17 protein-coding genes and 1 tRNA gene are annotated in these 20,425 nt (G+C 68.4%); 1 reads left to right on the top strand and 17 read right to left on the bottom strand.

Annotated elements, in window-relative coordinates; genetic code table 11:
- From VJ976_RS02790 to VJ976_RS02850, 13 genes are all read right to left on the bottom strand, one after another.
- The coding region (locus VJ976_RS02790) for a GTP-binding protein (RefSeq protein ID WP_324098624.1) at window positions 1–96 on the bottom strand (96 nt) is incomplete at its 3' end.
- A 117-nt stretch (window positions 97–213) separates the two neighbouring features.
- Complete coding sequence (fusA, locus tag VJ976_RS02795) at window positions 214–2,316, bottom strand: elongation factor G (RefSeq protein WP_324098586.1); 2,103 nt, start codon at window positions 2,314–2,316, stop codon at window positions 214–216.
- 111 nt (window positions 2,317–2,427) lie between these two features.
- Window positions 2,428–2,898: a 30S ribosomal protein S7 gene (gene rpsG / locus VJ976_RS02800; RefSeq protein WP_324098587.1), complete on the bottom strand. Its 471-nt coding sequence runs from the start codon at window positions 2,896–2,898 to the stop codon at window positions 2,428–2,430.
- Complete coding sequence (rpsL, locus tag VJ976_RS02805; protein WP_324098588.1) at window positions 2,898–3,272, bottom strand: 30S ribosomal protein S12; 375 nt, start codon at window positions 3,270–3,272, stop codon at window positions 2,898–2,900. The genes rpsG and rpsL overlap by 1 nt, the downstream gene beginning before the upstream one ends.
- A 353-nt stretch (window positions 3,273–3,625) precedes the next feature.
- A complete protein-coding gene (locus VJ976_RS02810) occupies window positions 3,626–7,537 on the bottom strand; it encodes a DNA-directed RNA polymerase subunit beta' (RefSeq protein ID WP_324098589.1) in 3,912 nt (1,303 codons plus the stop codon).
- Window positions 7,538–7,638: 101 nt separating this feature from the next.
- Window positions 7,639–11,124, bottom strand: a complete 3,486-nt coding sequence (gene rpoB, locus VJ976_RS02815) for a DNA-directed RNA polymerase subunit beta (protein ID WP_324098590.1) — start codon at window positions 11,122–11,124, stop codon at window positions 7,639–7,641.
- A 435-nt stretch (window positions 11,125–11,559) separates the two neighbouring features.
- The gene (gene rplL, locus VJ976_RS02820; protein WP_324098591.1) at window positions 11,560–11,949 is read right to left on the bottom strand and encodes a 50S ribosomal protein L7/L12; all 390 of its coding nucleotides are present in this window, start codon (window positions 11,947–11,949) and stop codon (window positions 11,560–11,562) included.
- 73 nt (window positions 11,950–12,022) lie between these two features.
- Entirely contained in the window at window positions 12,023–12,631 is a 609-nt protein-coding gene (gene rplJ / locus VJ976_RS02825) for a 50S ribosomal protein L10 (RefSeq protein WP_324098592.1), read from the bottom strand.
- A gap of 349 nt (window positions 12,632–12,980) precedes the next feature.
- Window positions 12,981–13,688, bottom strand: coding sequence for a 50S ribosomal protein L1 (gene rplA, locus VJ976_RS02830; RefSeq protein ID WP_324098593.1), 708 nt, complete (start codon window positions 13,686–13,688; stop codon window positions 12,981–12,983).
- A 127-nt stretch (window positions 13,689–13,815) separates the two neighbouring features.
- Window positions 13,816–14,250, bottom strand: coding sequence for a 50S ribosomal protein L11 (rplK, locus tag VJ976_RS02835; protein WP_324098594.1), 435 nt, complete (start codon window positions 14,248–14,250; stop codon window positions 13,816–13,818).
- 88 nt (window positions 14,251–14,338) lie between these two features.
- Complete coding sequence (nusG, locus tag VJ976_RS02840) at window positions 14,339–15,031, bottom strand: transcription termination/antitermination protein NusG (RefSeq protein WP_324098595.1); 693 nt, start codon at window positions 15,029–15,031, stop codon at window positions 14,339–14,341.
- Between the two features lie 98 nt (window positions 15,032–15,129).
- The gene (secE, locus tag VJ976_RS02845; RefSeq protein WP_324098596.1) at window positions 15,130–15,372 is read right to left on the bottom strand and encodes a preprotein translocase subunit SecE; all 243 of its coding nucleotides are present in this window, start codon (window positions 15,370–15,372) and stop codon (window positions 15,130–15,132) included.
- Window positions 15,373–15,470: 98 nt separating this feature from the next.
- A tRNA-Trp gene (locus VJ976_RS02850) sits at window positions 15,471–15,543 on the bottom strand.
- A gap of 151 nt (window positions 15,544–15,694) precedes the next feature.
- Here VJ976_RS02850 and VJ976_RS02855 point away from each other — a divergent pair.
- Entirely contained in the window at window positions 15,695–16,924 is a 1,230-nt protein-coding gene (locus VJ976_RS02855) for a pyridoxal phosphate-dependent aminotransferase (RefSeq protein WP_324098597.1), read from the top strand.
- A 7-nt stretch (window positions 16,925–16,931) separates the two neighbouring features.
- On the opposite strand, the gene VJ976_RS02860 is transcribed toward VJ976_RS02855, so the two are convergent.
- Genes VJ976_RS02860 through VJ976_RS02875 form a run of 4 tightly spaced genes read right to left on the bottom strand, consistent with a single transcriptional unit; the run spans window position 16,932 to window position 20,395 of the window.
- Window positions 16,932–17,648, bottom strand: a complete 717-nt coding sequence (locus VJ976_RS02860; protein WP_324098598.1) for an ABC transporter permease subunit — start codon at window positions 17,646–17,648, stop codon at window positions 16,932–16,934.
- Window positions 17,645–18,568: an ABC transporter ATP-binding protein gene (locus tag VJ976_RS02865; protein ID WP_324098599.1), complete on the bottom strand. Its 924-nt coding sequence runs from the start codon at window positions 18,566–18,568 to the stop codon at window positions 17,645–17,647. Before VJ976_RS02865 ends, VJ976_RS02860 begins: the two co-directional genes overlap by 4 nt.
- Complete coding sequence (locus VJ976_RS02870; RefSeq protein ID WP_324098600.1) at window positions 18,565–19,470, bottom strand: hypothetical protein; 906 nt, start codon at window positions 19,468–19,470, stop codon at window positions 18,565–18,567. Before VJ976_RS02870 ends, VJ976_RS02865 begins: the two co-directional genes overlap by 4 nt.
- Window positions 19,463–20,395: an ABC transporter ATP-binding protein gene (locus tag VJ976_RS02875; RefSeq protein WP_324098601.1), complete on the bottom strand. Its 933-nt coding sequence runs from the start codon at window positions 20,393–20,395 to the stop codon at window positions 19,463–19,465. Before VJ976_RS02875 ends, VJ976_RS02870 begins: the two co-directional genes overlap by 8 nt.
- Window positions 20,396–20,425 lie beyond the last annotated feature (30 nt).

The following is a 20,425-nucleotide window of genomic DNA, read 5'->3' on the forward strand; positions in this document are numbered from 1 at the left end:
GATCGCAGCGGTCAACGTCGTCTTGCCGTGGTCGATGTGACCGATCGTGCCGATGTTGACGTGCGGCTTGCTCCGCTCGAACTTAGCCTTCGCCACTGGGGGTCCTCCTGTTGGACTTGTTGCTTCTCGCCGCTGACTCTGCTGCAGCGGGCGACGTGGATGGGTTGCTTCTGCTAGGTGTGTGTGACGTTCGACTCCCGCCTCGGCGAAAGCTCACTCGCCTCGGATCTTCTTGATGATCTCCTCGGCCACGTTCCGCGGAACCTCGGCGTAGGAGTCGAACTGCATCGTGTAGTTGGCGCGGCCCTGGGTGCGTGACCGCAGGTCTCCAACGTAACCGAACATCTCCGACAGCGGCACGATGGCCCGCACCACCTTAGCCCCGCTGACGTCCTCCATCGACTGGATCTGCCCACGGCGGGCGTTGACGTCGCCGATCACGTCGCCCATGTACTCCTCCGGGGTGCGGACCTCGACGGCCATGACGGGCTCCAGCAGAGCCGGGTCGGCCTTGCGGGCGGCCTCCTTGAACACCATCGACCCGGCGATCTTGAACGCCATCTCCGAGGAGTCGACGTCGTGGTAGGCGCCGTCGAGCAACGTGGCCTTGACACCCACCATCGGGTAGCCGGCCAAGATGCCCAGCTGCATCGCGTCCTGGATGCCCGCGTCCACGCTGGGGATGTACTCCTTGGGGACCCGACCACCGGTGACCACGTTGGAGAACTCGTAGAGCTCGCCCTCGGAGGTGTCCATCGGCTCGAAGGTCATCTGAACCTTGGCGAACTGGCCCGAGCCGCCGGTCTGCTTCTTGTGGGTGAAGTCGTACTTCTCCACCGAGCGGCGAATCGTCTCGCGGTAGGCCACCTGGGGGGCACCGACGTTGGCCTCGACCTTGAACTCTCGCTTCATGCGGTCCACGAAGACGTCCAGATGCAGCTCGCCCATCCCGCCGATCACGGTCTGGCCGGTCTCCTCGTCCTGACGAACCGTGAACGTCGGGTCCTCCTGGACCAGCTTCTGGATCGCGGTGGACAGCTTCTCCTGGTCACCCTTGGTCTTGGGCTCGATCGCCACGTGGATGACCGGCTCCGGGAAGCTCATCGACTCGAGCACGATGTGCTGCTGCAGGTCGGAGAGAGTGTCGCCGGTCGTGGTGTCCTTCAGCCCGATCATGGCGTAGATGTGTCCGGCTGACGCCGAGCCGACGGGGTTCTCCTTGTTGGAGTGCATCTGGAAGAGCTTGCCGATCCGCTCCTTGCGGCCCTTCGTGGTGTTGAAGACCGGCTGGCCCGCGTCGATCGAGCCCGAGTAGACGCGGACGTAGGTCAGGGTGCCGAAGAACGGGTGAGAGGCCACCTTGAAGGCCAGCCCGGAGAAGGGCTCGGTCGTCGACGGCGCACGGGTCAGCTCGACCGACTCGTCCTTGGGGTCGTGGCCCACCATCGGCGGCACGTCCAGCGGCGAGGGCAGGTAGGCCAGCACGGCGTCCAGCATCGGCTGCACGCCCTTGTTCTTGAAGGCCGAGCCGCACAGCACCGGGTAGGCCTCGGAGGTCACCGTCATCCGGCGGATACCCGCGACGAGCTCGGCCTCGGTGACCTCCTCACCGCCCAGGTACTTCTCCATCAGCGCGTCATCGGTCTCGGCGACCTGCTCGATCAAGGTCTCCCGGTACTCCTCGGCACGGGCCTGCAGGTCGGCCGGGATCTCCTCGACGGTGTAGTCCTCCCCGATCGCGACCTCACCGCGCCAGGTGAGCGCCCTCATCTTGACCAGGTCGACGACACCGATGAAGTCGCTCTCGGCGCCGATCGGCAGCTGCAGCACCAGGGGTGTCGCGCCCAGGCGGTCCTTGATCGTCTGCACCGTGAAGTAGAAGTCCGCACCGAGCTTGTCCATCTTGTTGACGAAGCACACGCGCGGGACGTCGTACTTGTCGGCCTGGCGCCACACGGTCTCCGACTGGGGCTCGACGCCCTCCTTGCCGTCGAACACGGCGACGGCGCCGTCCAGGACGCGCAGCGAGCGCTCCACCTCCACGGTGAAGTCCACGTGACCGGGGGTGTCGATGATGTTGATCTGGGTGTCTTTCCAGAAGCACGTCGTCGCGGCCGACGTGATCGTGATGCCGCGCTCCTGCTCCTGGGCCATCCAGTCCATCGTGGAGGCCCCGTCGTGGGTCTCACCGATCTTGTAGTTGATCCCCGTGTAGTACAGGATCCGCTCGGTGGTCGTCGTCTTGCCGGCATCGATGTGCGCCATGATGCCGATGTTGCGGACCTTGGTGAGGTCCGTGAGGACGTCGAGTGCCACTACTGTCTCTCATCTCTGCCCGTCTGCGGGGCGTGCTGACCAAACTCGTATGCGTGGGTGCTGGGAGCGGCACGCGGCGCACCCTTTCGGGGTGCGGCGCGGGCCCGCGGCTCACCAGCGGTAGTGCGCGAAGGCCTTGTTGGCGTCGGCCATCTTGTGGGTGTCCTCGCGGCGCTTGACCGCGGCACCCAGACCGTTGCTGGCGTCCAGGATCTCGTTCATCAGCCGCTCGGTCATCGTCTTCTCCCGGCGTTGCCGCGAGTAGCCCACCAGCCACCGCAGGGCCAGCGTCGTCGACCGGTTCGGCTTGACCTCGATCGGCACCTGGTAGGTCGCCCCGCCGACACGGCGACTCTTGACCTCCAGGGCAGGCTTGACGTTGTCCAGGCCGCGCTTCAGCGTGGCCACCGGGTCGGTGCCGGTCTTGGCCCGGCAACCCTCCAGGGCGCCGTACACGATGGTCTCGGCGACCGACTTCTTGCCGTCGACGAGGATCTTGTTGATCAGCTGGGTCACCAGCGGCGAGCCGTAGACCGGGTCGGCCACGAGAGGACGCTTCGGGGCAGGGCCCTTGCGAGGCATTACTTCTTCTCCTTCTTCGTGCCGTACCGAGAGCGGGACTGGTTGCGTCCCTTGACGCCCTGGGTGTCGAGCGAGCCACGGATGATCTTGTAGCGCACGCCGGGCAGGTCTTTCACCCGGCCGCCGCGTACGAGCACGATCGAGTGCTCCTGCAGGTTGTGCCCCTGACCCGGGATGTAGGCCGTGACCTCGATGCCGCTGGTCAGGCGCACGCGCGCCACCTTGCGCAGGGCAGAGTTCGGCTTCTTGGGGGTCGTGGTGTAGACACGCGTGCAGACGCCGCGGCGCTGCGGGTTGGCCTTGAGCGCAGGACTGTTGGTCTTCTTGACCTTGTCCTGGCGGCCCTTGCGGACCAGCTGGTTGATCGTGGGCACCGATGCTCTTCTCAGTCGTCGTTGTCTGTGTCGACCCGGCTGGCGGGTGAGGACACTCCTTGGTGTCGCCCTCGCGGCGCCAGGGGCTGCGCGCCGGTCGGGCCTCTCCCCTGCACTTTCCGAGCCACCACATGCCATCGCCACGGGCGAAGGTCGAGACGGCCGGACTGCCCGGCGAGAGGGATTCGGACATCTCACGGTCCGATCATGCGCAGGGTGAACCCACACACAGCCTCCCAGGATACCGACGGGGGCAACCAAGGCAAAATCCCATCCCACCCCCGACGCACGCAGGGCGGGGATCCCGAGACGGAAGCATCTCGAGGTCCCCGCCCTGACGTGACGGACGCGGCTCAGTAGCGGCGTTCGTCCACCGCGAAGTCGTCCAGCCGCACGGCCTCACCGGAGCCCGGGCCGAAGCTCGCGTACTCGTCGTAGGCGTCGTAGACCGGCACCGCGTAGGCGGCCGCCTTGGCCTCCTCGGTCGGCTCCACCGTCAGGTTGCGGTAGCGCGGCAGACCGGTCCCCGCGGGGATCAGCTTGCCGAGGATGACGTTCTCCTTCAGGCCCAGCAGCGGGTCGCTCTTGGCCTGCATGGCCGCTTCGGTCAGCACGCGGGTCGTCTCCTGGAAGGACGCCGCGGACAACCACGAGTCCGTGGCCAGCGACGCCTTCGTGATGCCCATGAGCTCGGGCCGACCGGAAGCCGGCTTCCCGCTCTCGGCCACGACCCGCCGGTTCTCGGTCTCGAACCGCCCACGCTCGACCAGCTCACCGGGCAGCAGCTCGGTGTTGCCGGCCTCGATGATGGTGATTCGGCGCAGCATCTGCCGCACGATGACCTCGATGTGCTTGTCGTGGATCGAGACACCTTGCTGACGGTAGACGTGCTGCACCTCGTCGACGAGGTGCTGCTGCGCCTGACGCGGACCGAGGATGCGTAGCACCTGCTTGGGGTCGATCGCGCCGACCACGAGCTGGGTACCCACGTCGACGTGCTGCCCGTCGGTCACCAGCAGGCGAGCCCGCTTGCTGACCGGGTAGGCGTGCTCGTCCGACCCGTCGTCCGGCACCAGCAGCAGGCGCCGGGCCTTGTCGGTGTCCTCGACCTGCACCCGCCCGGTGGCCTCCGCGATCGGGGCCACCGCCTTGGGGGTGCGGGCCTCGAACAGCTCCACCACACGCGGCAGACCCTGGGTGATGTCGTCGCCGGCCACACCACCGGTGTGGAAGGTCCGCATCGTCAGCTGGGTGCCGGGCTCACCGATCGACTGCGCCGCGATGATGCCGACGGCCTCGCCGATGTCCACCAGCTTCCCGGTGGCCAGCGAGCGCCCGTAGCACTTGGCACAGGTGCCGACCAGCGACTCGCAGGTCAGCACCGAGCGCACCTTGACGGACTCGACACCCGTGGCGACCAGGGCGTCGATGACGACGTCACCCAGGTCGATCCCGGCCTCGGCCAGCACCTCACCCTCGTGCTCGACGTCCTGGGCCAGCGTGCGGGCGTAGACGGCGGTCTCCACGTCGTCGTGCTCACGCAGCGACCCGTCCTCGTTGCGGACGGCGATCGGCATGACGAACCCACGCTCGGTGCCGCAGTCGTCCTCGCGGATGATGACGTCCTGGCTGACGTCGACCAGTCGACGGGTCAGGTAGCCCGAGTCCGCCGTACGCAACGCCGTGTCGGCCAGGCCCTTGCGGGCTCCGTGCGTGGAGATGAAGAACTCCAGCACCGACAGGCCCTCGCGGAAGTTGGACTTGATCGGCCGAGGGATGATCTCGCCCTTCGGGTTGGCCATCAGTCCGCGCATACCGGCGATCTGCCGCAGCTGGAACCAGTTACCGCGTGCACCCGAGGTCACCATCCGGTAGATGGTGTTCTCCTTGGGCATCGTGGTCTCCAGCTCCTTGGCGACCTCGTTGCCGGCCTGGGTCCAGATCTCGATGAGCTCCTGGCGGCGCTCGTCGTCGGTGATCAGCCCACGCTCGTACTGCGTCTGCACCTTGGCGGCCTTGGTCTCGTACCCCGCCAGGATCTCCGGCTTGCGTGCCGGCGGCAGCACGTCCGAGATCGCCACCGTCGTGCCGGACCGCGTGGCCCAGTGGAAGCCGGTGTCCTTCAGCGAGTCCAGCGACGCGGCGACCTGCACCTTGGTGTAGCGCTCGGCGAGGTCGTTGACGATCCCCGACAGGCGCTTCTTGTCCACCACCTCGTTGACGAACGGGTAGTTCGGCGGCAGGGCGTCGTTGAACAACGCGCGGCCCAAGGTGGTCTCGAAGGACACCGAGTCCACGATGCCCTCGTCGTCCAGCGAGGAGCCCTCCGGCAGGGTCAGACCCAGCGGCGGCGCGGTCTCGGCCACCTTGATCCGCACCGGGGTGCCGACCTCGATCTGACCGGCGTCGAAGGCCATCTGAGCCTCGGAGACCGAGCTGAAGGAGCGCAGGTGCTCTCCCCCGTCCTCGTCGGTCAGCGGCGCCGGCTTCCCCTCACTGGTGAGGTGGAACAGGCCGATGATCATGTCCTGGGTGGGCATGGTCACCGGCCGGCCGTCGGCCGGCTTGAGGATGTTGTTGCTGGACAGCATGAGGATCCGGGCCTCGGCCTGGGCCTCGGCCGACAGCGGCAGGTGCACCGCCATCTGGTCGCCGTCGAAGTCGGCGTTGAACGCCGTGCAGACCAGCGGGTGGATCTGGATGGCCTTGCCCTCGACCAGCTGCGGCTCGAAGGCCTGGATGCCGAGGCGGTGCAGCGTGGGTGCCCGGTTGAGCAGCACCGGGTGGTCGGTGATGACCTCCTCCAGCACGTCCCACACGACCGAGCGACCGCGCTCGACCATGCGCTTGGCGGACTTGATGTTCTGCGCGTGGTCCAGGTCGACCAGCCGCTTCATCACGAACGGCTTGAACAGCTCCAAGGCCATCTGCTTGGGCAGGCCGCACTGGTGCAGCTTCAGCTGCGGACCCACGACGATGACCGAACGGCCCGAGTAGTCCACGCGCTTGCCGAGCAGGTTCTGGCGGAAGCGGCCCTGCTTGCCCTTGAGCATGTCGGACAGCGACTTCAACGGGCGGTTGCCCGGTCCGGTCACCGCACGGCCACGGCGCCCGTTGTCGAACAGCGAGTCGACGGCTTCCTGCAGCATCCGCTTCTCGTTGTTCACGATGATCTCGGGAGCCCCGAGGTCGAGCAGACGCTTGAGCCGGTTGTTGCGGTTGATGACCCGGCGGTAGAGGTCGTTGAGGTCGGAGGTCGCGAAGCGGCCACCGTCCAGCTGCACCATCGGGCGCAGGTCCGGCGGGATGACCGGGACGCAGTCGAGCACCATCCCGACCGGCTCGTTCTTGGTCTGCAGGAACGAGGTCACGACCTTGAGCCGCTTGATGGCACGGGTCTTCTTCTGCCCCTTGCCGCCGGCGATGACCTCGCGCAGCGAGGCCGCCTCGGCCTCCAGGTCGAAGGTCTCGAGGCGCTTCTGCAGCGCCGCCGCACCCATACCGCCTTCGAAGTACATGCCGAAGCGGTCACGCATCTCCCGGTACAGGATCTCGTCGCCCTCGAGGTCCTGGACCTTGAGGTTCTTGAACCGCTCCCAGACCTGCGTGAGCCGCTCCACCTGCGCGTCGGCGCGCCGGCGGATCTGGTTCATCTCACGCTCGGCGGAGTCGCGGACCTTGCGGCGTGCGTCGGCCTTGGCCCCTTCGGCCTCCAGCTCGGCGATGTCGCTCTCGAGCTTCTTGGCCCGGGCCTCCACGTCGGCGTCGCGACGGTTCTCCAGCTCCTTGCGCTCGGTGTCGATCTGCGCCTCCATCGAGGGCATGTCCTGGTGGCGGGAGTCCTCGTCGACCCAGGTGATCATGTAGGCGGCGAAGTAGATGACCTTCTCGAGGTCCTTCGGCGCCAGGTCGAGGAGGTAGCCCAGCCGGGACGGGACGCCCTTGAAGTACCAGATGTGGGTGACGGGGGCGGCGAGCTCGATGTGGCCCATGCGCTCCCGCCGCACGGCCGCGCGAGTCACCTCGACGCCGCACCGCTCGCAGATGATGCCCTTGAAGCGCACCCGCTTGTACTTGCCGCAGTAGCACTCCCAGTCCCGGGTCGGGCCGAAGATCTTCTCGCAGAAGAGCCCGTCCTTCTCCGGCTTCAGGGTGCGGTAGTTGATGGTCTCGGGCTTCTTCACCTCACCGTGGCTCCAGCGGCGGACGTCGTCCACCGTGGCCAGGCCCATGCGCAACTCGTCGAAGAAGTTGACGTCGAGCACGTGGGTCCTTCTTTCGTGAGATCTCGTGAGTTCTCAGGTAGTTCGAAACTGCAGTTGTTGGCGAGGGGCGGGTGCACCGTCGGTGACGGTGCACCTGACCCTCAGACTTCCTCGACGCTGGCCGGCTCCCGGCGCGACAGGTCGATACCCAGCTCCTCCGCGGCCCGGAACACCTCGGTGTCGGAGTCGCGCAGGTCGATCTGTGTGCCGTCGCTGGAGAGCACCTCGACGTTCAGGCACAAGGACTGCATCTCCTTGATGAGCACCTTGAACGACTCGGGGATGCCGGGCTCGGGCACGTTCTCGCCCTTGACGATCGACTCGTAGACCTTCACGCGCCCGGTGACGTCGTCGGACTTGATCGTGAGCAGCTCCTGCAGCGCGTAGGCCGCGCCGTACGCCTCCAGCGCCCAGACCTCCATCTCACCGAAGCGCTGACCGCCGAACTGCGCCTTCCCGCCCAGCGGCTGCTGGGTGATCATCGAGTACGGGCCGGTGCTGCGGGCGTGGATCTTGTCGTCCACCAGGTGGTGCAGCTTGAGGATGTACATGTAGCCCACGGCCACCGCCTCGGGGAACGGCTCGCCGGAGCGGCCGTCGAACAGCCGGGCCTTGCCGGACTCGCCGATGAGACGCTGCCCGTCCCGCGCGGGAAGGGTCGACTCCAGCAGCCCGGTGATCTCCTGTTCGCGCGCACCGTCGAAGACCGGCGAGGCCACCCGGGTGCGGGGCTCCGCCGTTCGCGCGTCGGAGGGCACCTGGGCCGCCCACTCGGGCTCGCCCGCGATCTCCCAGCCCTGCGCGGCAGCCCAGCCGAGGTGCAGCTCGAGGATCTGCCCGACGTTCATCCGCCCCGGCACACCCAGCGGGTTGAGCACGATGTCGACGGGGGTTCCGTCCTCGAGGAACGGCATGTCCTCCACCGGCAGGATCTTGGAGATCACGCCCTTGTTGCCGTGCCGCCCGGCCAGCTTGTCGCCGTCGGTGATCTTGCGCTTGTTGGCCACGTAGACCCGCACCAGCTGGTTGACCCCGGGCGGGAGCTCGTCACCCTCCTCGTGGTCGAAGACCTTGACGCCGATGACCGTGCCGGTCTCGCCGTGCGGGACCTTCATCGAGGTGTCGCGCACCTCGCGGGCCTTCTCGCCGAAGATGGCGCGCAGCAGGCGCTCCTCCGGGGTGAGCTCCGTCTCGCCCTTGGGCGTGACCTTGCCGACGAGCAGGTCACCGTCGCGCACCTCGGCGCCGATCCGGATGATGCCGCGCTCGTCCAGGTCGGCGAGCACCTCGTCGGAGATGTTCGGGATGTCGCGCGTGATCTCCTCCGGGCCCAGCTTGGTGTCGCGGGCGTCGATCTCGTGCTCCTCGATGTGGATGGAGGAGAGCACGTCGTCCTGCACCAGACGCTGGGACAGGATGATCGCGTCCTCGTAGTTGTGACCCTCCCACGGCATGAACGCCACGAGCAGGTTGCGCCCGAGCGCCATCTCGCCGGCATCTGTGGCGGGCCCGTCCGCCAGCAGCTGGCCGACCTCCACGCGGTCGCCTTCGTCGATCCGGACCTGCTGGTTGTAGCAGTTGCCCTGGTTCGACCGGGTGAACTTGTCCACCCGGTAGCTCGTGTACGTCCCGTCGTCGTTGCTCACGGAGACGAGATCAGCAGAGACGGCGCTGACCACGCCGGCCTTGTCGGCGCGCACGACGTCGCCGGAGTCGAGCGCGGCGCGCCACTCCATGCCGGTGCCGACCAGCGGCGACTCGGCACGCACCAGCGGCACGGCCTGCCGCTGCATGTTGGCGCCCATCAGTGCGCGGTTGGCGTCGTCGTGCTCCAGGAAGGGGATCATCGCCGTCGCGGCGGAGACCATCTGGCGCGCGGAGACGTCCATGTAGTCCACCTCGGAGGCGGAGACGTCGACGGCCTCGCCCTCCTTGGCCCGCACCAGCACACGCTCGTCGAGGAAGCGTCCGTCGGGGGAGAGCATCGCGTTGGCCTGGGCGATGACGAAGCGGTCCTCCTCGTCGGCGGACAGGTAGTCCACGTCGTCACTGACCTGGCCGTCCTTGACCCGGCGGTACGGCGTCTCGACGAACCCGAAAGGGTTGATCCGTCCGTAGGAGGCCAGCGACCCGATGAGGCCGATGTTCGGTCCCTCCGGCGTCTCGATCGGGCACATGCGCCCGTAGTGCGAGGGGTGGACGTCGCGGACCTCCATACCCGCCCGGTCGCGGGAGAGCCCGCCCGGGCCCAGCGCCGAGAGCCGGCGCTTGTGCGTCAGGCCCGCCAGCGGGTTGTTCTGGTCCATGAACTGCGAGAGCTGGCTGGTGCCGAAGAACTCCTTGATGGAGGCGACGACCGGCCGGATGTTGATCAGCGTCTGCGGGGTGATCGCCTCCACGTCCTGGGTGGTCATCCGCTCGCGCACCACCCGCTCCATCCGGGACAGGCCGGTGCGGACCTGGTTCTGGATCAGCTCGCCCACGCTGCGCAGCCGACGGTTGCCGAAGTGGTCGATGTCGTCGACCTCGGTGAGCAGCTCCTCGCGCTCCCCCCCGCGAGTGACCTCGAGGCTCTCCTCGCCGGCGTGCAGGGCGACGATGTAGCGGATGGTGGCCACGATGTCGTCGACGCCGAGCACCGACTCACTCAGCGGAGCCTCCAGGCCCAGCTTCTTGTTGATCTTGTACCGGCCGACCTTGGCCAGGTCGTAGCGCTTGGGGTTGAAGTACAGGTTCTCGAGCAGGTTCTGCGCTGCTTCGCGCGTGGGGGGCTCGCCCGGACGCAGCTTGCGGTAGATGTCGAGCAGCGCTTCGTCCTGGTCGGTGGTGTTGTCCTTCTCCAGCGTGAGGCGGATGGACTCGTAGTCGCCGAACTCCTCCAGGATCTGGGCCTCGGTCCAGCCGAGCGCCTTGAGCAGCACGGTGACACTCTGCTTGCGCTTGCGGTCCACCCGCACGCCCACCAGGTCGCGCTTGTCAACCTCGAACTCCAGCCAGGCGCCGCGGCTGGGGATCACCTTCGCGCTGTAGACGTCCTTGTCGGAGGTCTTGTCCAGGGCGCGCTCGAAGTACACCCCCGGGCTGCGCACCAGCTGGGAGACCACGACCCGCTCGGTGCCGTTGACGATGAACGTTCCCCGGTCGGTCATGAGCGGGAACTCACCCATGAACACGGTCTGGCTCTTGATCTCACCCGTGGAGTTGTTGATGAACTCCGCCGTGACGAACAGCGGAGCGGAGTAGGTCATGTCCCGCTCCTTGCACTCGTCGATGGAGTACTTCTGCTCCTCGAAGCGGTGGTCGCGGAAGGACAGGGACATGGAGCCGGAGAAGTCCTCGATCGGGGAGATCTCCTCGAAGATCTCCTCCAGTCCGGAGCGGTCCGGCACGTCGGTACGGCCCGCGGCGGTGGCGGCAGCCACGCGGGCCTGCCAGTCCTCGTTGCCCAGCAGCCAGTCGAAGCTGTCCGTCTGGAGGGCGAGGAGATCCGGCACCTCCAAAGGCTCCCGGATCTTGGCGAAGCTCAGTCGGCCGGAAGCCGTGCGAGCAGTGGTTACAGTCTTCTTCGCAGTGCGCGAGGCAGCCAAGGATGGTCCTTCCACGGGCCTGTACGAGCGGCTAGGTCAGCGTCGGCCCCAGGGCCTTCATGCCGGGAGGCTCACCACTCGGTCCGCGCAGGCGGACGACATACAGCAACATGCGGCGGCGGAGACGGCAGAGGGCACGCTGAGGACAGCGCAAGGATCGATCATACACGTGTGGGCACAGGACGTCCACACCGACCCCAGCGTCCTGCTCCCCCGCAGGCCACTGCCTACCGGTAGCCCCACCCGCCCCGGCGTCGTTCGGCTTCGATGGTCCCCCGACGAGCCGGTCCCGTCAAGTGTTCGGGATGCCCGCGGCGCCACTAGGCCCGGCCGACGCCACGGCGAGGCCCCGCGAGAAGACACATCGCGGGTGCCCTGGCTATGCAGGGCACCCGCGATGAGTGGATCGTGCGTCCGGGCGTACCGGAGCGGGCACTACTTGAGGGTGACGGTCGCCCCCGCGCCCTCCAGAGCCGCCTTCGCCTTCTCGGCGGCCTCCTTGTCGGCCTTCTCCAGGATCGGCTTCGGGGCCCCGTCGACGAGGTCCTTCGCCTCCTTCAGACCCAGCGAGGTCAGCGTGCGGACCTCCTTGATGACCTGGATCTTCTTGTCGCCGGTAGCCTCGAGGACGACGTCGAACTCGTCCTGCTCCTCCTCGACCGGGGCGTCGCCACCGTCCGCGGGGGCGGCGGCGCCGGCCACGGCCACGGGGGCCGCAGCGGTGACGTTGAACGTCTCTTCGAACTGGCTGACGAACTCGGACAGCTCGATCAGGGTCATCTCCTTGAAGGTCTCAAGAAGCTCTTCGGTGCTCAGTTTCGCCATGGTGGCGTTCCTTCCTTGTCGTGCCGCGTGAGTGGCGTGTGGAGACGAATGCGTCCCGGTGGTGTGCCCGGGCTCAGGCTTGCTCGGAGGACTCCGAGCCGGTGGTGCTGTCGCCACCCTCGGCGACGTCTTCGGTGGAGGACGCAGTGGGGCCTGCATCCGGCCCCTCCTGCTCGACCTTGGCCCGCAGGGCCTCGACCACCCGGGCGGTCTGCGACAGCGGCGCCGCGAACAGCGATGCGGCCTGGCTGAGCGAGGCGTTCATCGCGCCCGCCAGCTTGGCCAGCAGCACCTCTCGAGACTCCAGGTCCGCGAGCTTGCTGATGTCCTGGGGGGTCAGGGCCTTGCCCTCGAGCAGACCGGCCTTGATCACCAGGGCGGGGTGGGTCTTGGCGAAGTCACGCAGGCCCTTGGCCGCCTCCACCGTGTCTCCGGTCACGAAGGCGATGGCCGAAGGCCCCTGCAGGTGCTCGTCGAGGCCGGTGATGCCGGCCTCGGCAGCGGCCCGCTTGGTGAGCGTGTTCTTCACCACGACGTAGGACGCGTGCCCACGCATGGAGGCACGCAGCCGTGAGATCTGGGCCACGGTCAGCCCGCGGTACTCGGTCAGCACGGCTGCCTCCGAGGTACGGAACGCCTCCGTGAGCTCGGCGATGGCCGCAGCCTTCTCGGGTGTCGCCATGAGGCCTCCTGTCGATCGGTGGTGCCGGCAGGGCCCCGAAACGACGAAAGCCCCAGCGCAGGGCTGGGGCTTGAGGCAACGTGCAGCGCATCAAACTCGCACACCTGCGCAGGTCGCCCGCATCGTGCGGAGCCTTGGCTCACTGGCGCATCAGCGATGCCCGGTGAGAACCGGCGGTCTTGGGATACCTCTCAGGGTACGCATCCGCCGGCCTGCGCCCAAATCGCCTCCGCCGGATGCACGTGCACCCGGGCACCGACGGCGCGGCGCCCGGGTGCGACGTCAGGACGGCCCGCGGTCGTGTCGTGCCGGCCTCCGGGGAGACTGGCCGGGCGGGCCCTCCCGCCGGCTACTGGGCGTCGGCGAGGACGGCGGCACGCGAGGAGTCGAGCGGGATGCCCGGCCCCATCGAGGTCGCCATCGTGGCCTTGGTGATGTATCTGCCCTTGGCCGCCGACGGCTTCAGCCGCAGCACCTCGTCGACGGCGGCCGTGTAGTTCTCGGCCAGGGCGCGGTCGCTGAACGAGACCTTGCCGATGATGAAGTGCAGGTTGGCGTGCTTGTCGACGCGGAACTCGATCTTGCCGCCCTTGATGTCGCCCACCGCCTTGGCCGTGTCCATGGTCACCGTGCCGGTCTTCGGGTTGGGCATCAGGCCGCGCGGGCCGAGCACCTTGCCCAGGCGGCCGACCTTGCCCATCAGGTCCGGCGTGGCCACGACGGCGTCGAAGTCGAGCCACCCCCCGGCAACCCGCTCGATGTACTCGTCGCTGCCGACGTAGTCCGCTCCGGCGGCGCGAGCGGCCTCGGCACGCTCGCCGTTGGCGAAGACGAGCACCCGGGCGGTCTTACCCGTGCCGTGCGGCAGGTTGACGGTCCCGCGGACCAGCTGGTCCGCCTTGCGCGGGTCGACCCCCAGACGCAGCGAGACCTCGACGGTCGCGTCATACTTCGTCGTGGTGGTCTCCTTGGCCAGGGCGATGGCGTCGGTGGGGGCGTAGAGGCTGTCGGCGTCGACCTTCTCGGCGGCCGTACGGTATGCCTTGCTGCGCTTCATGTCTGCTCCTCGGTTCTGAAGTGGAGATGTGGTCGTCCGGGCCAGCGCTGGCCCTGCCACGCCGTGCCCCGACTCTCGGGAAGCACGGCCGGCCGCGAGGCGTGCTGGCCCCGCGACGGTGTCGGCGTCAGGCCTGGACCTTGACGCCCATCGACCGGGCAGTGCCCTCGATGATCTTGGCGGCCTGCTCGACGCTCAGGGCGTTGAGGTCGGCCATCTTGGTCTCGGCGATCTCGCGCACCTGCTCCTGGGTCAAGGTGGCGACCTTGCTCTTGTGCGGTTCGCTCGAGCCCTTGCTCACTCCGGCCGCCTTCTTGATCAGCTCGGCCGCGGGCGGGGTCTTGGTGACGAAGGTGAAAGAACGGTCCTCGAAGACCGTGATCTCGACCGGGACGACGTTGCCACGCTGGCTCTCGGTCGCGGCGTTGTAGGCCTTGACGAACTCCATGATGTTGACGCCGTGCTGGCCGAGGGCGGGACCCACCGGCGGCGCGGGGGTCGCCTGGCCGGCCTGGATCTGCAGCTTGATGAAGCCGGACTGCTTCTTGGACTTGGGGGGCATGTGATGACTTCCTGTGGTGGTGGTGGGCCGACGCCGCGGGCGATGACCCGGTTGCATTCTCCGCGCGGGACCGCGCGGAGGAGTCGGCTCAGATCTTGCTCACCTGGTTGAAGGCCAGCTCGACCGGGGTCTCCCGGCCGAAGATCGAGACGAGGACCTTGAGCTTCTGCGACTCCGGGATGATCTCGGAGATGGTGGCCGGGAGGGTCTCGAACGGGCCCTCCATGACGGTCACCGACTCCCCGACCTCGAAGTCGATCTCGGGCTGGGGCTGCGAGCGCGCGGCACCCGTGGAGGCGGTGGCCTTGGTCTGTTCCGGCTGCTCGAACACGGGGGCCAGCATGGTGATGACCTCCTCGATGGACAGCGGCACCGGCTGGTGCGCGTTGCCGACGAAGCCGGTGACGCCGGGAGTATGCCGCACTGCGCCCCACGACTCGTCTGTGAGCTCCATCCGCACCAGGACGTAGCCGGGCATGCGCACGCGCTTGATCTGCTTGCGCACGCCGGACTTGATCTCGGTGACCTCTTCCATCGGCACCTCGACGGCGAAGATGTAGTCCTCCATGTTGAGGCTGGTGATGCGGGTCTCGAGGTTGTGCTTGACCCGGTTCTCGTATCCGGCGTAGGAGTGGATGACGTACCACTCGCCGTACTGCGAGCGCAGCGTCGCGCGGAACTCCTCCGCCGGGTCGACGACGACGTCCTCGACCGGTGGGTCGGAGGACGGGGGCACCTCCGCTCCGGCCTGGTCAGCCTGCGAGGTCGACTCCTGCGACATGACTTCCTTTCCTTACCTTGTCTGCTTGGTCAGCCGCGAACGGCCGGGACACCCAGCCCGAGGACCGATGGTGAGCGTGCGCGCTCGCCGACCCACGCTCAGCCGAAGACGAGCCCGACCAGCTGCTGGAAGACCTGGTCCAGTCCGAAGACATAAGCCATGATCACGCACACGAAGACCAGCACGACGATGGTGTAGGTCACCAACTCGCGCTGAGTCGGCCGTACCACCTTGCGCAGCTCGTTCATCACCTGCGCGACGAACGACCCCGGGCGGGCGGGCAGTCCGGACCCGGAGCGCGACCGGTCGACGCCGGTGTCCGACGCGCTGGGATTGCTCACCTGGTCCCTCGACTCCCGCTCTGACCGCGACCTGTGGTGTCGCGGTGCTGTGTTCTCTGTCTTCCATCGTCCTCGACCTGCTACGGCCCAGCCACGAGCAGGGCAAGAGGGACTCGAACCCACAACCGCTGGTTTTGGAGACCAGTGCTCTACCAATTGAGCTATTGCCCTTCGTCACCCTCACCCGCCGAGGCCCGATCGCGGCTGGTCCCAGGCGCAACAAGGCGGCAGGTGGTGGCGCACCCGACCCTCCATGTTACGGGAGAAGGCAGGGCAAGGCGAACCGCTGCGCAGTGTCACGCACCGAGCACCGGGTGCGAGGATGGGAGACGTGAGCGAGCCGCAGGAAACCGAACGCCAGCCCTCCCGTGTGTCCCGCAGGATCGGGGCCATCGCCGAGTCCGCCACGTTGGCGGTGGACTCCAAGGCCAAGGCTCTCAAGGCAGAGGGCGCCCCTGTCATCGGCTTCGGAGCCGGCGAGCCGGACTTCCCGACGCCGGACTACGTGGTGGCGGCCGCGGCCGCCGCCGCGGGTGACCCGGTCAACCACCGCTACTCCCCCGCCGGAGGACTGCCCGAGCTCAAGGCCGCGATCGTGGACAAGACAGCCCGTGACTCCGGCTACGCCGTCACGCCGGGCCAGGTGCTGGTCACCAACGGCGGCAAGCAAGCGGTCTACAACACCTTCGCCGCGTTGCTCGACCCGGGCGACGAGGTCCTGCTCCCCACCCCGTACTGGACCACCTACCCCGAGTCCATCCGCCTGGCCGGGGGCACGCCGGTCGAGGTGTTCGCCGGGATCGAGCAGGGCTACCAGGTCAGCGTCGACCAGCTGGAGCAGGCTCGTACCCCGCACACCAAGGTGCTGGTCTTCTGCAGCCCGTCGAACCCGACCGGTGCCGTCTACCCGCCGCAGGCCGTCGAGGACATCGGCCGGTGGGCGCTGGAGCACGGCATCTGGGTGGTCACCGACGAGATCTACGAGCACCTGCTGTACGACGACGTACAGGCCCCGTCGATGCCGGTGCTGGTGCCGGAGCTGGCCGAGACCTGCGTCGTGCTCAACGGGGTGGCCAAGACGTATGCGATGACGGGATGGCGCGTGGGCTGGATGGTGGGACCCACGGACATCGTCAAGGCCGCCACCAACCTGCAGTCGCACGCGACCTCGAACGTGGCCAACGTCTCGCAGCGGGCGGCCGTCGCCGCGCTCCAGGGCTCCCTGGAGGCCGTCGCCGAGATGCGCGCCGCGTTCGACCGGCGGCGCGCCACGATCACCTCGATGCTGAACGAGATCGACGGGGTCCAGTGCCCCACGCCCCAGGGCGCCTTCTACGCGTACCCGAACGTGGAGGGGCTGCTGGGCCGGGAGGTCGCCGGCCGCACGCCGACCACGTCGGTGGAGCTGGCCGAGGTGATCCTGGACGAGGCCCAGGTCGCCCTCGTGCCCGGTGAGGCGTTCGGCTCCCAGGGATACCTGCGGCTGTCGTACGCCTTGGGTGACAACGACCTCACCGAGGGCATCGAGCGGCTGCAGAAGCTCCTGGCCTAGGCGCGCCCTACTCCTCGCCCGTGAGCTGGAACGAGCGGAGCCGGTGTCCCGCCAGCAGCACCCCTCCGGCGACCAGCACGAGCAGGGCTCCGACTGCGTAACCCGCACTCACCTCACCCCCGACCAGCGTCAGACTCTCGTCGACGACGGCGACGACCCTTCGCGCGAGCTCCACCACGGAGACGTAGCGCAGCCCGGGCAGCCAGGGGGCCAGCAGCACCTCGAAGCCCAGAATGTAGATGAGCCCGGCGATGGTGCCGTGTCGGGTCACCGTGGCCAGGGCGAGGAACAGTCCGCAGTAGGCCAGCGACGCGGCAACCCCGCCCAGGCCGAGGGCCAGCGCCTGGACGGGGTCCGAGAGCTCCAGGACCAGGGCGGACACCACGACCGAACCCGCCCCCAGCAGCACGCTCGTCCCGGCCGCCACGACGTACTTGCTCACCGCCACCACGTAGCGCGAGACGGGCGTGGACAGCAGGTAGACCAGCGAGCCGTCCTCGATCTCCGGACCGAGCACGCCGTTGGTCGCCAGCAGCGCGACCAGAGGCAGCACCAGGGCCAGCCCGAAGACCAGGGTGACCGGTTCGACCGCCTCCGAGCCCTCGACCAGCGACGCCGTCACCACCGACAGCACCAGGAGCAGCAACGGCAGAACGCCCAGCAGGACGCCTCGCTTCAGCCCGAAGAGAGCCTGCACCGACAGCCTCACAATCGTGGTGTTCATGCCGAGACCAGGTAGGTGAAGACCGACTCCAGCGACTCGTCCGTCGGCGAGACCTCGTGCAGGCTGATCGAGGCCGCTCGGGCCAGGGGTGGCAGCGCGAGGGCGAACGCCCCGAGGTCGGTGACCTCGGCCTCCAGGCCTCCGGCGCTGACCAGCTGAACACCGCGCACACAGTCCAGCTCCATCACCGCCACGGCGAGCGCCCGGTCGTCACTGCTGGCGAGACGGTACCGGGTCGGGCGGTCGGTCATCAGCCTGCGGATGGCTCCGAAGTCACCCGAGGCCGCATGGCGTCCGGCGACGACGACCTCGACGTGGCGTGCGATCTGCTCGACCTCCTCCAGGATGTGGGAGCTGAACAGCACACATCGCCCCTGCTCACCCATCCTGGTGAGCAGACCCATGAGGTGGATCCGCTGCCGGGGGTCGACGCCGTTGAACGGCTCGTCCAAGAGCAGCACGCTCGGCTCGTGGACCAGGGCGGCGGCCAGCTTGACGCGCTGGCGCATGCCCTTGGAGTAGGTCCCGATCCGGCGGGATGCCGCCTCGAGCAGCTCGACGGTCCGCAGCGCCTGCTGCGCCGCCTGCCCGGCGTCGGGCAGACCGTGCAGCTCGGCACACGCTCGGACGAACTGAGTGCCGGTGAGGTAGCCGAAGCTCGCTTCCCGCTCCGGCACCAGCCCGATGTCCCGGTACGCCGACACGTTGCGCCACACCGGTGCGCCGTCGAGGGTGACCGATCCGGCCGAGGGGGCAAGGAAGCCGGCCATCATGGCGATCAGGGTGGTCTTGCCGGCGCCGTTGGGCCCCAGGAGGCCGGTCACGCCGGGCCCGATCTGCATCGTCACGTCGTTGACGGCCACGACGTTGCCGTACCACCGCGACACCTGGCGCAGGTCGATGCCGCTCGACGCGCTCATCGGGTCCCCTGCTGGTGGTAGCGGCGGACCAGCAGCCACAGTCCGGCCACCAGCACCACCGTCACCGTGGCCGCATACACGGCCGTCATCCAAGGCGTGTCGGGGCTCAGGGGGTAGAACGGGGTGCCGTCGAGCAGGCCCGCGTTCAGCCCGTCCACGAGGGTGAACGGGCTGAACAGCCCGACCCACTGGCCCAGCAGGTCGTTCCCTTGTGCGGCGGCGAGCGTCTTCACCGCGGAGACGAAGCCGTTGGAGACCAGGAGGGCGACGATGACGGCGCCGACCGCCAGCCCACGCCGCAGCGTGAAGGCGCTGACCAGCCCCGAGACGGTTGCCAGCACCGCGGCCAGCACCACCAGCCCTGCCACGGCCTGGAGCAGGTCGGCGCTCTGCTCGCTCACGTCGGCCTCCGCGGCCAGTGCCCCGGCGTACAGCGCAAGGACCGGGATCACGGTGAAGATGAAGATCGCCGAGACCAACGAGGCCCACCGCACCACGGCGAACCAGGTGGGCGAGAGGGGGCGGGCGAGGTAGAGCACGATGGCACCCGAGCGCAGGTCCCGGGTGAACAGCACCGGCGACTGGCCGGCGGTGAACACGACGATGAGCACGAACGTGCTGCCGGAGTAGGTGCTGTAGTCCACGAAGTTCCCGCCGAACCCGGCGACCACCATGATGGCCACGATGATCACGGCCGGCACCAGCGAGAGCGCCAGCATGCTCAACGGCAGGGCCTTGGCCTTCGCGGAGCGCCCGAAGCCGTAGGCGTGGGCCAGACCGGTCAGGTACAGCGACCAGCCGATCGAGCGGTCGTCCCGTCGAGGCCCGTCGTAGGTGCGGTAGCCGATGTCGTGGATGACACTCGAGCCGGGCCCCTCCCGGCTCGCACCGGGCTCAGCCACCGCTGCGACCCTCGGGCTGGAACACGTCCTGGATGCGCCCGTGCTCGGGCTGCAGTCGCACCAGACCCACGCCGAGGTCGCAGGCGGTGTCCCTGATCACGTCGTGCGGGGCGGCGCCCCGGGCCGTCGACCTCAGGTCGATCTCGATCAGCTGCTGACGCGGGCGGCAGGGCAGACCGGCGGCCGCCAGGGCCTCCCCCACGCGACGCTGCTCCAGCGCCGAGCCCAGCACCTCGACCAACAGCACCCCGGTGTCCTGGGTGAGCTCGGTCGTCCTCTGGGAGCGGAGCAGGCGACCCCCGTCGAGCACGATCACGTGGTCGCTGACCCGCTCGAGCTCGCCCAGCAGGTGTGAGGTCACCAGCACCGGGATGCCGAAGTCGCGGCCGATCCGGGCGACCAGGGCGATCATGTCCTCACGGGCCTCGGGGTCCAGACCGTTGGTCGGCTCGTCGAGCAGCACCAGCCTCGGGTCGTGCACGAGCGCCTGGGCCAGCTTGGCTCGCTGCTTCATCCCGGTGGAGTAGGCGCCCATGAGCCGGTAGCGCTCCTCGGCCAGGCCGACGTGCCGCAGCACGTCGGCCGCGCGCTCGCGAGCCGCAGCCGGCGGCAGCCCGGACACCCGGCCCATGTGGACGATGAAGTCGATGGCCCGCACGTCCGGCGGGAGGCAGTCGTGCTCGGGCATGTAGCCGACGACCGCGCGGATGCTCGACCCGTCGCGCCGGATGTCGTGGCCCAGCACCGCAGCCGACCCGGAGGTGGGCTGCAGCAGGCCGAGCAGGATCTTCAACAGCGTGGACTTGCCTGCCCCGTTGGCGCCCACCAGGCCGGTCACGCCGGTCGACACCTGCACCGTGAGGTCGACCAGCGCCTCGAGATCCCCGTAGCGCTTGGTCAGCGCCTCGGTCTCGATCACCGCCATTCCTGCACCCTAGCGGCGGCGCATGCCAAC

The organism is Ornithinimicrobium sp. (assembly GCF_035267225.1).
Classification (GTDB): Bacteria; Actinomycetota; Actinomycetes; order Actinomycetales; family Dermatophilaceae; genus Ornithinicoccus.